The sequence below is a fragment of the Mucilaginibacter sp. P1_A3 genome, assembly GCF_056406855.1.
The window spans coordinates 176,277-191,190 of the sequence record NZ_JBFTZJ010000002.1 but is presented as its reverse complement, the minus strand read 5'-3'; the positions used below and the strand labels follow the sequence as shown (position 1 = coordinate 191,190).

At 42.4% G+C, this 14,914-nt stretch carries 8 protein-coding genes; all 8 read right to left on the bottom strand.

What is annotated here, in order from left to right; translation table 11 throughout:
- Positions 1 to 3: 3 nt before the first annotated feature.
- Complete coding sequence (locus AC1D0K_RS05120; protein ID WP_477392269.1) at positions 4 to 561, bottom strand: imm11 family protein; 558 nt, start codon at positions 559 to 561, stop codon at positions 4 to 6.
- The gene (locus AC1D0K_RS05115) at positions 561 to 5,666 is read right to left on the bottom strand and encodes an eCIS core domain-containing protein (protein ID WP_477463012.1); all 5,106 of its coding nucleotides are present in this window, start codon (positions 5,664 to 5,666) and stop codon (positions 561 to 563) included. Before AC1D0K_RS05115 ends, AC1D0K_RS05120 begins: the two co-directional genes overlap by 1 nt.
- Before the next feature lie 113 nt (positions 5,667 to 5,779).
- Positions 5,780 to 7,438 (bottom strand): eCIS core domain-containing protein, encoded by a 1,659-nt coding sequence (locus AC1D0K_RS05110; protein ID WP_477392265.1) that lies wholly within the window; start codon positions 7,436 to 7,438, stop codon positions 5,780 to 5,782.
- Between the two features lie 118 nt (positions 7,439 to 7,556).
- A complete protein-coding gene (locus AC1D0K_RS05105; protein ID WP_295721204.1) occupies positions 7,557 to 8,015 on the bottom strand; it encodes a hypothetical protein in 459 nt (152 codons plus the stop codon).
- Positions 8,016 to 9,167, bottom strand: a complete 1,152-nt coding sequence (locus AC1D0K_RS05100) for an eCIS core domain-containing protein (protein ID WP_477392262.1) — start codon at positions 9,165 to 9,167, stop codon at positions 8,016 to 8,018.
- Between the two features lie 13 nt (positions 9,168 to 9,180).
- Positions 9,181 to 10,554, bottom strand: a complete 1,374-nt coding sequence (locus tag AC1D0K_RS05095) for an ATP-binding protein (RefSeq protein ID WP_477392260.1) — start codon at positions 10,552 to 10,554, stop codon at positions 9,181 to 9,183.
- The gene (locus AC1D0K_RS05090; RefSeq protein WP_477392258.1) at positions 10,548 to 12,023 is read right to left on the bottom strand and encodes a contractile injection system tape measure protein; all 1,476 of its coding nucleotides are present in this window, start codon (positions 12,021 to 12,023) and stop codon (positions 10,548 to 10,550) included. The genes AC1D0K_RS05095 and AC1D0K_RS05090 overlap by 7 nt, the downstream gene beginning before the upstream one ends.
- A gap of 2 nt (positions 12,024 to 12,025) precedes the next feature.
- Positions 12,026 to 14,911 (bottom strand): hypothetical protein, encoded by a 2,886-nt coding sequence (locus AC1D0K_RS05085; RefSeq protein WP_477392256.1) that lies wholly within the window; start codon positions 14,909 to 14,911, stop codon positions 12,026 to 12,028.
- Positions 14,912 to 14,914 lie beyond the last annotated feature (3 nt).

Below are 14,914 nucleotides of genomic sequence, written 5' to 3'. Positions count from 1 at the left end.
TTTTTAAACAGGGAGGGTTCTGAAATCCTTAATTCCGGATTTTATCATATCATTTTCAAGTTCTTCAGATATATAAACAACAGCAGGAAACTCCTTTAGGTAAAAAATATTTCTGCCGTTTATTACATCTTCTTTTAAAATTAATTTTCTCATTTTCCTTATCACTTTATTACCTTGGGGACCAGGTTCATCAAACAAGTCATAATCTGATTTGTCCCAATCTAAAGCGTCAAGTACTTGCAAAATGTTTAAAATAGTGAACTCATCCTTTTTTTCATAGTTAATTATTTCAGGTTTAATAAACTGAATAAATTTTGCGTCACTTGATGCCTTAAAAAAGTTTGTAGCCTTAACCGAAGTAACTGGTAATACCATTCCTATCCCGGATAAAAAATCGGGTATCTTTTTGGAGGGGTCTTTAATGAAAACCTTTGGGGATGGCTCATCATTTATAGGTACTCCCTTATACATTTTCTCACTAAATGAGGCAGAGCATTCAAACTCGTTAAATTCTAACACGCCCTCATCTACCCATGGTAAAAGTTGTTTGTAAATCATCATTAAAATACTATGTTATTTAAACTCACACCTGCGCCATTTCTTATGCTTGCACGTGCATCTCTTATCAAATCATCTATTAATACACGTGCCTGACTTGGAGTTATAGCTCCGGCATGCAAACTTGAACGTATGGAAGTTAACCTTGTTTCCACCAGTAAAGTATAATTTGGGTGCGATCCCAGGTGAAAAGCACTATTACCAAACTGTGTTGCAACATTCGGGTTGGTTAAAACTGCATCGGCTAAAGTAGCAGCATCCGGCGGAACCATGATACCGTTTCGCAAACCATCTTCAATATTAAATGGCGGAATCACCCTATCAAACAAGTCCTGAAAAGTTGTCCGTAACTCTCTGGGAACAACATGGTGAGCCTGAAAGCTACCTGGTTGCAAGCCTGCAATTCCCCTTCTAAGCTCGGCAGTACTCTCCCGCATCTCAATAACAGCACGACGCGCCTGCCTGTTCCCTGCCCGTCGTAAATCGCGCTGCAGGTCTCTCCTGGCATTTTGTGATAAGGAATTAATGTCGTCAATAAACTGGCGCGGGTTGCTTTCAACCCCAACAACAATCCCTCTTTGTCTTCCCCCGCGTATAAATACATCGTCTCCTAATCTCACTGTCTCATCAGCAGCGCCTACAATACGCAACTCGTCACGTTCAATAAATTCAACATCGCCTGTTGCCAGCAGTATCCATGGGTTAATGTATCCTTCAAGTCGAAACCTCCGCCTTTCAAACCTGATCCTGAACCTTCTGAAACGAACTCGTGAAAACAATCTTTCAGCAAATTCATCCAACGTTTTCATACCTCTGCCGGCGCGCTCACCTATTCCGCGCATAATCAACCGGCCCCTTTCAACAACTGCGTGAATGGAGGATAAGATGGCTCTTCCGGCCCTGCCAAGTGTTGGAAAAGCACGCCCTATTGCACGACCGGCGCGCGCTACTACCCGCCCAACAGCAGCCGCGCCAGACTTTAATGATTTCCAAAACGCATCACTACCAAGCAGTGCAAAAATGGCTTCAACGGCAGCAACAGCAATTGAACGCGCTAACGATTTTGCTGCTCCTATAATGTCACCAGCTATGGATTTATAAACATATTCACCAAGGTAATAAGCCCCTCTTACAACAGCCACGCCAATCATAATGGTTGTAATCGCTTCCATGATAACAGGTAATGCAGCAGTAACCGCGCCGCCGGTTAAAACTTCGGCAACAACCAATAATACAATAGTCCCAATAATAGTTGGGATAAGCCAGCTGCTATTGCAGTTAAACCACCTTCGTAAACCGGTATACATTTGGTTTAAAGTGTAGCGTGCACGCTGACCGCGGCTGAGGGGACCAAATTTAGCAGATTCTGGAAATGGTGTTGCTGCTTCTGCCTGTCCGCCCGCATGCTCCTGGGATGCGTTACAGGCCTGCGAAAGCATATTTTGCTCACTCTGGGCCATCATTTCCTGGAGTCGGCTTTCAGTTTCTTCTTCGCGGGATAGTGGAGGGCCTTGCGGAGCCGCATCAACGGCAGGTTGGGCAACATCACCCGAATCCGGGGCTGCTCCTACGGCCGGAATACCTGCCCCCCCGGCACCCGAAGCTCCATCTTGAGGGAGCATTCCTCCCAATATATCATGAACAGTTCTTGTACCGTCTGTTGAGTTGCCAAATTCCACCTCGCCTCCAATACTACCGGTCCTCCGTAAAATCGATTGGACCAGTTCAGGTTCAAGCTCAAGCGGCGCTACCTGGTCAACGTCTATATCACTTTGTGTATACGTGCTTTTTTGGAATAAGCTCATATCCTCGGGAGCAATTTCACTTTCAACTCCTGATGATTGCACCTGCTGTATCAGCGTAGGTTCTTCAGTTCTTTCAAATGGTAATGGAGCTGTTAAATCAGCTCCTAAAAGCTCTTCTTCCATTTGCCCTTCAAATTCGCCTGGCATTAAACGTGCAGCTTGAATCTGATTACTAATTAGTTCCAGGTCAAGTTCCGAAACCATACGAGCTACCCTATTTGTAGCAGCAACTTTTTCTTCTTCTTCAGTTGCCAGGGTTCTTTGCAAAAATTGAATAATTTGCAACTTAACACCTGGCCAGGTATCGCCAAAGAGCTTAAAGTTTGGCAAATTCTGCAACGCACTTATCATAATCTGGATCACAAAATTGATGATAGGCGGTTTAAAGCAATCTGGTAATACCCTCCAGGCCCAGGCTGCCAATACAATAGGAATTAGCCATGGGTTCATAAGCAGGAAAGTCAGTTTGGCAACAATTTCTGCATATGGGCGAATAAACTCCCATATATCCCGGGCTACGTTAATAATGTGGTGCCCAATTTCGGTAAGCCTTGCGCCGGCCCAGGTTACTACCCGCCTAATGGTGTTTGCAAAACTTTGAATACCCCGTTGTATAAACCGGAAGACAGCAATAGCTCCAATATTTTCAAGAAGCGTGACTATTGGTTCCTGCAGTGATAGTAATGTATTTGCCACCCAGTTAAAGGCCCCAACAACATTATCTTTAAGTGTTTCAATTCCGGCGGTTATTACATCAAGAATATTTTCCTGCAGGTATGCCCTGAAGCGAACAAAAACTTCACTATTCCAATTGGCACGAACCCATTGAACTCCACGATAAATAGCATAGGCACCGGCACCTATTGCTACAACCGGCCCCAATGGCGATAGCATAAGCAATATGCCGCCAATAACCATAAGCGGGGTTTTAATTGGCTCTATGGCTTCCATCAGCCAGTTCCAGGCTTGCTCTGCCTTTCCTTTTATCCAGTCAAGTACAGAGCCCCCTGCCCGCCAGGCAATACCAAACTGCCGCATCAGCCAGTTCCAGGCTCGTGCAATAGTTTCGCGTATGGGCCTTATCAATTCCCATAACCAGGCGGCCGTACTGGTAATCCATTCCCAAACGGTGCCGGCCACAGCCTTAATAGCATCCCATATTGGCAGGGCAAAGTTGTTCCAGAAAGAAGATAGCAAACTGCCAACCTGCTGAAAAAAAGCGCGGATGCGCTGCAGGGCTGCACCACCAAGCGATCTTATAAAATCAAGTATCTTTTGGGCCAGTACAGCAAAAGCCTGGCATCCCCGTTCAACACCTCCTGAAACGGTATCAATCAAGCTGCTTATAAAATCCTCAAGTATGCCCTGCAAACCTTCGGCCTGTAACCTGCTGAATAAACCACCGGTTGCAGCATCCACAGCACGCGCCAGCAAATTCTTAATATTATCAATAATATCGCCCCTCAAAAAATCAAGTAAACCAGGAGCAATTCTTTCAATGATACTTTCGGCCTGGTCTTCAACCCACTCAATTGCGCTCGATGCCGCATCGCCTACAGCGGATACAACTCTACCACCGGTTGCATCCCAGGCACTACCCAACGCGGAAGTAATGGAATTTCGCTGAATATGCTGTTTGGGGGCATTTGAGACATTATTGACACCTGCAACTGGCTGAGGTTGCTGAATTGCAGCAGAAAATCCCGTAGATTCTTTACGTTGTATTTTTTCTTCCTGCTCACATGCGGCGCATTTTCGTTGGATGAAATTAACCCCAGGGATGCTTCTAGGCTCAATATCTGTTTGAATGGCTTGTGATTGCAGAAAATTGGCTCGGGTGCTAAATTTACCCATACTACTAAAATCTTCTTTCTTTTGGATATTTATATTTTCGGTTGAAGTTGGTTTTTCTGGTGTATTATCAGGTGGCGGAGCAGCATAACCCGTGTGCGAGCCGGTTATACTTTTTTGGCCGACAACATCGGGCTTAATTTCGGTTTGAGATGCGGAACTTGTTTCTAACTGTGCAGCCTCAGCATGGTTTGATTTTCGCTGAATAAACGATTCCGTTTGATTAGTTCGTAAGCTTTCGGAAACACTCCCCTGCACCTGTTTCTTTTTTACACTGCTTCCGCCCTGCTGTAAGGTATGGGTTAACTCATGTGCAAGCAGTTGTTTTCCTTCAGATGTATCCGGCGAAAAATTTCCACGGTTAAAGTATATATTATTGCCTACTGTAAAGGCCTTTGCATTCAGATCTCGCGACATATTTGCCGCATCGTTACCCGCATGTATCCTTACATCTGAGAAATCATACCCAAACCTGCTTTCCATAAAGCTTTGGGTACGTTCAGGCATCGGGCTACCGCTATTTTTGGAAGAGTTGATCTGAGAAGTTGTATTTTCACTGGCAACCCCGGGAGCTGATGCTTCACTTTTCCGCTGGATCTGGTATGGATTGGACGGATCCCAGATGGGCCTTATGGTACCAAAAAGGTTATCAAGATCAAAACGAAGTAAAGTTGGACTTATAATTTTTGATGATGTGCCTAATTCACGATCAGTGGTTTCCCACCAGGTGGGATTATCCCTTTGCAATGAAGAATCAATAGCCATGGGAACAAGCAAATTTGAGAAGAAAGTTGCATGGCCGGCAGAAGCACCAATAGAGCGAAAAAATTGGAAGGAGTAATTCCAATGGGTTTCAATGGCGCTGTAATCACCGGCCGATATCTGTCCGGCGCCCCTGTTCCAAAAAGGGCGGTTCATGGCAAACCAGTCAATAGCATTGGCCGGCGCAGCGATTGCAGGAGAACCTGACATGGAAAGTGTGGTTACCCCTGTAGATGGCAGCCTTGTTGGAAAAAGCGAAATCCGGGGTAATGAAGGTACACGCAGCTGAAGTTCTGCAGGATTTATTAAATGAAAAGGAAGCGGAGCAGGCGGGGTAGCTTGTTGTGGCTGTGGTGATGGCGCTGGTGGCTGTGGAGTTTCTCCATTTTCACCGTCCCTTTGTACCAATTGTGGAGTTGATGTAATTTCCTTTCTATTGATCTTTTCTTCTTCGTCGCAATGAGCGCATTTTCGCTGGATAAATGATGACTCCGGCATACGCATAACATGATCAGCCGTATCATCCGCCTCCTTTTCCAGCGGATCATCCGGTGCCCCCACACTTAGCTTAGCCTGAAAAAATAAACCGGACCCGGTTTCAACAGGTAATACGTCATGTTGCTGCAAGCCTTGTGGCTGAACTATTGCAGCAGGGGTAGAAACGGGCTCAGTAACTGCACTTTCCTTCACTAAAATATTTTGTATTAAGAAGATACAATAGAATTAACTCCCCATTTAACCTGTAAGATACAGGCCGCATAAATATTTAAAGAACTCCAAAATTTTTGTTCTTTAAATGTTAATTAAGGATTAAATGGAGTGGTTAAGGAAGATGGAACAATTTTACCCCAAATTTGAACATAGTGGTATAATTCAAAACTGGGCTGATCACTAAAGAGTGAAGTATCAATTACAGAAGGATCTGCCGTGAGATCGAACGAATGCTTACCAGATGTTGTTATTTCCGGCTCATACATTTTTATGTGACTATCTGCCGAATCTTTATAAATAAGCATCTGGTGCCCTGCTTTACTATCTCTATTATTGTCTATTTGATTTGCCCTGGGCTTATGCGATGCATCAATCCTTCTTATAAATACATTTCTGGGATTACGGCCCTGTTCATCAACCTGGGTAATTGTACCAGTTTGTTGTGTAGTTGGCAAACCTGCCATATCAAACGTTGAATTAAAGCTTACTGCCCACGTATTTAGCATTAATTGCTCACCTGGATTGAGTGAGGATGCCTGGGTTAACACCTCGGCCCTATTATTGCACCAAACATCCATATTTACCATATTTTGAGACAAATCAAGACTTGGGGTTATCTGGCTACGAACTGTATTGGCATTTGCCGCAGGTGTACCGGCATTATCAGCAAAAAAGAGGTCATGCACTGCCTCCATTGCCCAATACATATTACCATAAGTAGCCTGCCTGTTTGTAATTCTTGATTTAACAAAATCAATGACTCTCATGGCAGTTCGTTCCCTTGTACCAACTTGGGGCGCCTGTAAAAGCCCCTGCAGCGAGATTGCAGATAGGTAACTTATTGCAGCAGCCGGCCCCATTAAAATATGGCTCATTAATGCCACTGCCTGCACACAACGAACGGTATCACTATCGGTACCCGGCATACGATCATACTGCCCCAGCTTGTTGGCAATATCATTTCCATCCCATCCGCCGGCTGTAAAAGGTAAAACAGTTTCTGGTAACTGGCTATTTAACTCAATATCCGCCTGAGGTCTGCTTGCTGTCATGCTACCAGCCGGAACCGGTGTAGTTAATGAACTTGTATCTGGCATTCCCGCAGTTATTGTCATAGGCGGCATATTAACAACATCTGTATCTCTTTGAACTGACTGCGGCACATCTCCCTGTTGAATAGTATGGGTAAGCTCGTGGGCCAGCAACCTTTTGCCGCTATCGGTACCAGGATTATATTTGTCCTGGTTAAAATAAATATCTTTTCCTACGGTGAATGCCTGTGCATTTAATGCTTTTGAAAGCTGGCCCGATTCAGCTCCCGTATGAATTTTAACGTCAGAAAATTCGGTTCCAAAACGGCTTTCCATAAAGCTTTTAGTTCCCTCATCCATGGTATTACCACCACCTTTAGATGATTCAATTTGCCGGCCTACATCACCAGGCACCGCAGTACCACTGATATCATTTTTCTTTTGTATAGATCCTGTAAGTGGGCTAAGCTGTGCTTTTCCTCCCTCACTAAAATGGGTTTTATGCTGAATAAATGAATTTTCTGGCATATTCACCACTTTGTCTGCAACATTATCAGCCTCATGTTCAAGCGCATCATCAGGCGCGCCAACACTTAATTTAGCCTGAAGGCACGGGCCAGCCACATTTCCCTCACGCGACACATCGTTTTGTGGCAAATCTTGCTGCTGTACGGTTACAGCAGGAGTAGTAACGGGTTCTGAAACAGCAACTTCCTTCACAAAATATCAATGAAATTATATAGCTAAGAAAAAATACAATTTTAAAACAGTGACGCAATATGCAAATCATATTATCCTCCATCACCTGGCGATATAAGGCCGCACCGGTTAAAACCTTTCAGATCTTCCGATACTTAAATAAGCTTTTGAAGTAGTTAAATTCATCTATCAAAGCATAGGGTTTACCCATTGAGCCCTGGTAAGAATCTTCGATATAAGGCTGACCATTTTTCCAATTAACCGGCCAACTTAGGTTTACTCGCTTTTCTTCGTCTTCATCGGGCCAGTTTTCCCAGCCTTTAAAAGATCTCCTTAATGAAATATCTGCGTGGACAGGTAAATCAAAAATGATTCTTAAAAGAATAAACAGCCGTGATTGTAACACATCATTATTATCCTTATGCGTAAATACTACACGTTCATTTTCAAAAAGATGAATAATATCATGCGAATCCATTTTTTGTATAAGCAGGGCGCATTCAAAATATAAGGCCCAGTCTGCGTCTGTAAAATTCCCGTCTTTCCAGGACTTTAACTTACTTATGAGTTCTTTTGCCTGGCTTATTACATTTTCCATTTATGGCTTTGAATCAACTTTATTAAAATGTTTACTTTCTTCACCGCAACAATTCCACCAGGAACTTGCCCAGCGCGAAGATGGCCCTTCTGTTGCAGCACCGTTAAACCATGAAGGTTCGGATTTAGTTGAGGGTAAGGCGCCGCTTGTTGGCTCTTTGCCAGGTCCCCAGCTGCTACTTCCGGCGGGTGCAACATTAAAATCGCCGAGGTCTCCCGTTACAGCCTTGGTAAAAAATTTAATGGTTCCTAAAGAAGTTTGTGTTCCGCTGGTGTTAGGCTGCGCCGGTCTGGTGCTTCCATCGGTCCAGGCATCTCTAACAGTTGTCCAGTCAAGTTTATCACCTTTATTTATTTTCCAGGCTTCCCAAAACTCTAATTTCGGCGATAATTCTGTATAACTAATATCCGACGGACAATCGGCCTTGGTTTCTAATGATCTGATATGTTGAACAAGGTAACCATCATCCGGTGCTGGACTGCTCAATGCAAATACCCATTGAACATTTCGTTCGCCACATGTACCTTTGCTAAATGAATGCAGCGAAAGATCTAACTTTTGCACTCTTTGAGCGCTGTTGCTCTGTTGAAGAGTATGCGTTAATTCATGGGCCAGCAAATATTTGCCGTTGTTTGAGTTTGGTTGATACTGGCCGTGATTAAAATATATATCCTTTCCTACAGTAAACGCTTTTGCATGCAAATCGTTACTAAGTTTCGCCGATTCGCCGTCTGAATGGATTTTTACACTATTAAAATCATGACCGAAACGCTTGCTCATAAATGAATTTGTTTGCTGATCAAGAGCTTCACCCTTGCCTAAAGACGATTTAATTGAATTTGAGGTCGATTCGTTTACAGCAACACCTCCGTCTCCTTTTGCCTGAATCAGTGGTGTTACATCGCCGGCCAATGGTTTCCTTTGCACTTCTTCTTCTTTTTCACATTCAGCACATTTACGTTGGATAAAGTTATTGTCGGGTGTATTCATCACGTGGTCGGCCATTGAGTCAGCTTCCTTTTCATAATGATCATCAGAACTTCCGACCGTTAGTTTAGGTTGAACAGAAAGATCATTCCCTATGGTTGTTTTCTCATTGTTATATGATCCGGGGCCTGATTGAATACCTGTTTTTTTAACTGTAGCAAACATACTTCCCTCCTTTTTAAATTGTCTTTCCGTCTTTTCTGAATTCTTTTCTTATACCTTCTAATACGTCAGGCTGACGTATTACACTTTCACCACGATGCAGGGCCATAAGTGATGCATATTGAACAACGTTTATAATTGAACCGCCCGCAATTTCATATTTATCGGCAATGGCACTTAAATCCAGATCATCTGATAATGTGGTTTTAGTGCTAAACGCATTTTGCCAAAGTGAAAGGCGTTCATGACTTTTGGGTACAGGGAAATAAATAACGGATTGCAATCTGCGACCAAAAGCTTCATCAACATTGCTGCGCATATTTGATGATAATATCACCAGGCCGTTGTAGTCTTCGAGCCGTTGCAGCAGATAGGCTATTTCCTGGTTGGCATATTTGTCATGAGCATCAGAAATGGCTGTTCTTTTGCCAAATAGTGCATCTGCCTCATCAAAAAACAATATCCAGTTTTTGTGTTCCGCTTTAACAAATACCTTTTCGAGGTTCTTTTCGGTTTCGCCAATATATTTTGAAACAACCATTGATAAATCAACCCGGTATACATCAACTCCTGCAAGTTTACCAAACAGCCCGGCAGTAAGTGTTTTACCCGTACCCGGCGGTCCGTGGAACAATACTTTATACCCTGGTTTTAATTGCTTTTTCATTCCCCACTCGTTCATGAGTGTTTTACCATGCTCCAACCAAATCTTTATATCATTTAACTGCTCCATGGTGTGCCTTTCAAGCACCAGGTCATTCCAGGAAAGGGTTGTGGTGATCCTTTTGGCAGGAAAATCCATACTGAACGATGGCCTGCGAAGTGTGCCACTGGTAAACAAATCTACGTACTCGTCATTAATCAATAGCTGCCCGCTAAATATGGGCTCATTTGCCGGCGAAGAAGCCAGCCACAAAATATTATGAACCCTAAATAAATGATCTGTATCAAATATTTGCTGAGCCTTAAAACGCTTACTGAGGTCATTGCCAGCAAGCAAAAATAAAGCTGTTTCGCCGGTTGGCAAAAAGCCGCTGTGTGCTGTTCCTTTCAAACCCCCAAACTCAGTACTACCGCGATCTTTAGTTTGATTGCGGGTAAAAAATACATCAAGCACCTGCGGGCAAATATGTGGCAATAATGCAAGCATTAGTACCAATCTTTCAGAAAATGTTAGTTTGTAAAAATCAACAAACTCATAATAAACAGAGCGCCCCGCTGATAACTCAGGCGGGGGGATACTATAAACTAAATCTGTTGCTGATGCTTCACCCCAATACCCCTCCAGGCGCGCCTGAAGTACATTTTGAAACCAGGTGATCTCATCAAGCAGGGCTGACGCGTTTAAATGATACGCATCCTTATTTAGCACCGGGGATTCACTTACCATTCGCAATAAATTAACTCTTTAAGCCATGGAAGTTTTATTGTACCAATACCCCAGGGCAGGCGGTCAAGTAAAATATCAAAGCCACTTCGTTCAACCTGTATCAACCAATAATCATCTTTATAGGTTACCTTTCCTTCCCGCAAAATGAAGGTATTTTGTAAAGCTGCAATCCCTGATCCTTTTAAGGCTTCCCAATAACCAATCACAGTTTGGAGTAATAACCTTGACTCTTCCTTTTCTTCTTCAGTTAGCCCGATGCCGTTTACAATAACTTCGCTGGCAGGCAGTCCGCATAAGATTTTATTCAGCGCCATTTCCCATTCTTTATAATTCTCATCACCGCTTTGCAGATAGTAAAGTAGTACAGCTGCTTTGGTTTGCGCTTCTGCAGATATGAACTGATCATTTTCATCAGTAAGCTTCAATGCATGAAAATAAGCTGGTAAAAACGGGTGAAGCAAAACCAGGCCTGCATTTTCAATATATAAATCATATTTATCGGGTTGGCTACTACTTACTGTTTTTTTTTGATTGAGCAACGTTTCAGAAGAATCGCCCGATCCATTTAGGGTATCAATATTTCCTTTTAATGACTCATGGAAAGCCAGGTTTAAATCAAGCGCATTGATCCTGTTTGTTATTTCATTTTTAGTAACCGGAAACAAACTCATCAATTGGTTTAAAAATGCTTTAAAGAAATTACCTTCATCAGCATGTAGCAAAACAAAGCTTAGCACCTGTTCATGAAATACTTTTAATGTGATGCCGAAAATGGATATAAATTGCTCTTTCTGATTAAGGAGTATATCTACATTTACCTTAAATGCGGCGTTGTTAAATAAGCCTACAATTTGATCGATGTAATTATTATAAGCAGAGTCATCAAGATGATTAACCAGGCGTTTTACCAACTGTTCAACATCTTTTGCTGATGAGTTACGTGCTTTGGATATGAGCTTAAGCAGGAGGTTACTTTGTTCGGCAGCATCCAGAGCGGCAAGAAGTTCGGCAGGGGGTTGTCTCTGCTCTTTTTTATACCACCAGGGGTAATTCCCGTTTTCTAAAAAGTAAAATAGTGCCGAGCTATTTTGTTGCCTTTGGGAAACATATTGTAAAGAAGCTGCCGGCTCATGCTGTGCCCATTGGTCGTTTCCTCCAGATTCCGGAGCTTGTGTATTTTGCGGGTTTGCCTCAAATTGCTTTACCAGCTCGTTGATGATCTTTTGCTCGACTATTCTTATAAAGTTATCGTTAAACTCATCTCCGGCTAATGATCCAATATCAATTTTAATTGAATCTATTTTTAAAACTTTGTCTGATCGAACAGTTTGATGAAAGATCCGCTCAAACATCTTTGGCAGCTCTGTATTGGCTATTTCATTGATATATTGACTACAACTAAACGCAAGTTTTTCATTACAGGCTTGTATCCTGATCTTTTGCTTACAAATTATTACATCCCCATCCACAATTACCTGATAAAGCTCCTGGTTATAACATTAGCTCGAGTAGTTATCGCGGATACCTGTTGCTGCAAATTAGCATCCTGAACAAGGCTTGTAGCTCCATGCACATCAGCTAAAACGCTTTTTACCGCTTCGGCGTTGTTAGGATCAGCCGCAACTGATGGATCATTTAATTTCGTCGTTACAATATCCGCTGCTTTTAAGACCTCTGTTTCCTTTTCTGCCCTTGTAGGATCTTCAGGCGCAAGTTGCTGTAAGACAAGTTGTTTTTGACGAAGATCTGTCACATCGGCGGTAAGATTCTGGGTGCCAAAAGTTAAACCGCCAGTTGGAAGGGTGTTAAGAGTACCCTTACTCAAAACGGTTTTAAATAGCCCCGAATTGTCATCCAACCGGGAATTAAAGCTTGCTATCTGCGGAGCTATGCCATCAATTCTGGCATTGGTGACAGCCATTTTAAGATCAATTGTAGATGCTACTTTTTGGCTTACTACACCATCAAGTTCGGCTTCCTTGGCATACGGAAGTATATTGGCTTCAAAATGTTTCACATAAGTTGGCTTAAGCTCAAATACGTTATCAATTGGAAATTTAGGAATAAACGGTATCCCTTCTGGTAGTGGCAAGGGCAACGGCGTGTAAATCGGCGGGTTTGGCACTACATCCTTATCAATGCTGGCGTATGGTAACATAAAATCTGCTATTACATTTTGATCATCGGCGGTATATACCAATACAAACGTACCTCCGCGTAAAACCCCGCCGGCATGCTCAAGCCCCGGATTGTCTTTCATAAAGTTACCCAGCATAAGCCCTGTTTTTTTCTTTACAACGGAGTCCTGGTAAATACCCGAAATAACATCTGTTTTCCTGATAACATCAGAATTTAGAATAAAATCATGAGGAATTGCTGCATTTGAAAAGGTATATTGTTTAGTTTGAGCTTTTACGTTGCTTGCTGCGGTGACTACATTGGATATGGCAGCACGGTAACTCAGCATATTAAATTTAGGGTTAGCAATTTCAAGGCTGTTATCAAGCACGCTTTGTTTTGCTGTTTTAAACTCGGTAACAGGCACCGTTTGATCTTTAGCCTGAAGGTTATCATTTACAATATCGGCATTATCCAACCTATCATTAAAAGTGCTTTTTATTGATTTTTCATACATATATAAATGCGGAAAATACCATGGCCTGCCGGGTATGGTTTCCAGCTTCTTTTCAACCTGAACAGATTGAATATTTATTGGCAAGTTATTAGCTAAGATCACTCTATTAAGTGCAGCCTCAACATCGGGCAATTTAAACCCTATGTGCCCTTCAATTCTGAAAAAGTTATAGGGCAGAATATTAAACAATAACGGGTTAAAAGTTGCGGCATCATTTGGGGCATATTGACTGGCCGAATAAGAAAGTATTTTATTTTCCCTTTTGCGGTTATTTGCTTTAAAATTCCAGTAAAGGTTTAATGGTAAATTTGGATTGAACCTATAGTAAAAAGGAATACTTCGTTTACCTAATTCAGCATCTTCATAAAAGCTTGGTGTAATTTTAAATCCCTGGTCAAGGTTTTGAAGCTCGGTGGCAGTGGGCACTTTAAAATTAGTGATCATGCTATGTATCCGCTTAAAGCAAAACCGGGTAAGCTCATCAGATTCATCATTATTGTTTAAGATAGGTGACTCATAAAAATGGTGACGGTATTCCAGATCAATTAATACCGGGGTAAACCTGCGAATGAGAACGCCTATATTAAAACGTATATTGCTGAGTAAAGCAGCCCTCGGGTTTAGCAAATTATTTATTGCAGTAGTGTTAATTGGTGGCAATTCCCTTATTGGCAGCCCGATACCAGTTGGTCCGCCCACACCAGGCAAAGTAATAATTGGATTTTTTACTGTTGCATCTCTAACCAGGCCAAGCAATACATGTTTTGGAAACAGGTCAACATCCGGAGAGCTTAGCATATCGTCAGAAAAAAGGCTTTCGCGCATTTCATTATAAGCATAGCTTATATCCCTGGCAAAATCATATACATACTGGGTAGATGTGGTTGTAGCAGCGGTAAAATACTGATCAAGCAAGGTACCCCAGTTTGTGGTTGGGTCGCCGCTGTCAAACTCATCCTCTACTATAAGCTGGCATACCTGGTAGGCCTTTGTTAATTTATTCTTTATATCATCCTTAACCGCCAGTACATTGTTAAAAGAGGCATTCAGTTCGGCGTAGGTATCAATTGCTGTGCTGATTGTTACCCTGGGGATGCTTAGATCATCAAGCGCGAAATAATCCTTGTTCATTGACGGCATACTTTGCAAAAGCGTACGCACATTGTTTTTATGAACAAGCAAAACCTTAAGATCCTTAACAGCTACCATGCCTTTATTATCGCAATCAGTTCCTGTACACAGATCCGGATCGTTATCATAATCTTCCAGGTAAAGTATGCCCACATAATCTTTAAACACCGTGCCCGTTGTATCCTCGAGCGTTGATAAGTTTTTACCGGGAGTTGCCCCCACCAACTGGCTGTTGCTAAGCAGAAACATTGGGATAGTTTGGTCTGTATCCAGATGAAAGTAGGAGTACTTTGCATTCTTATCCTCAAAGGTATCATACTGATCAAACTCCTGGTCGTTTTGAAACAGTAGCAGATCTCCATCTGTGGTTATGGCGGCTCCTTTTGAAACTACCAGGTGCTTATTACTCAGCACCCCTATCTCTAAACCCGTAATTATACCAACCCCGATTGCCTGAGTACGGGTTAACCGGGTTTGCACATCCAGGTAATTAAATAAATCATTTAACTGATCGGCAGTTAAAACCTGGTCGTTTTCAAAAATAGTAAAGCGGGTATTGTCTTTACTTATGTTGTCGAGTACGTTACCCATAAT

Excerpts from the sequence above, each read along its gene's own strand:
- AC1D0K_RS05105 (WP_295721204.1), bottom strand. The coding sequence starts at position 8,015 with ATGGAAAATGTAATAAGCCAGGCAAAAGAACTCATAAGTAAGTTAAAG.
- AC1D0K_RS05100 (WP_477392262.1), bottom strand. The coding sequence starts at position 9,167 with ATGTTTGCTACAGTTAAAAAAACAGGTATTCAATCAGGCCCCGGATCA.
- AC1D0K_RS05085 (WP_477392256.1), bottom strand. The coding sequence starts at position 14,911 with ATGGGTAACGTACTCGACAACATAAGTAAAGACAATACCCGCTTTACT.
- AC1D0K_RS05095 (WP_477392260.1), bottom strand. The coding sequence starts at position 10,554 with ATGGTAAGTGAATCCCCGGTGCTAAATAAGGATGCGTATCATTTAAAC.
- AC1D0K_RS05120 (WP_477392269.1), bottom strand. The coding sequence starts at position 561 with ATGATGATTTACAAACAACTTTTACCATGGGTAGATGAGGGCGTGTTA.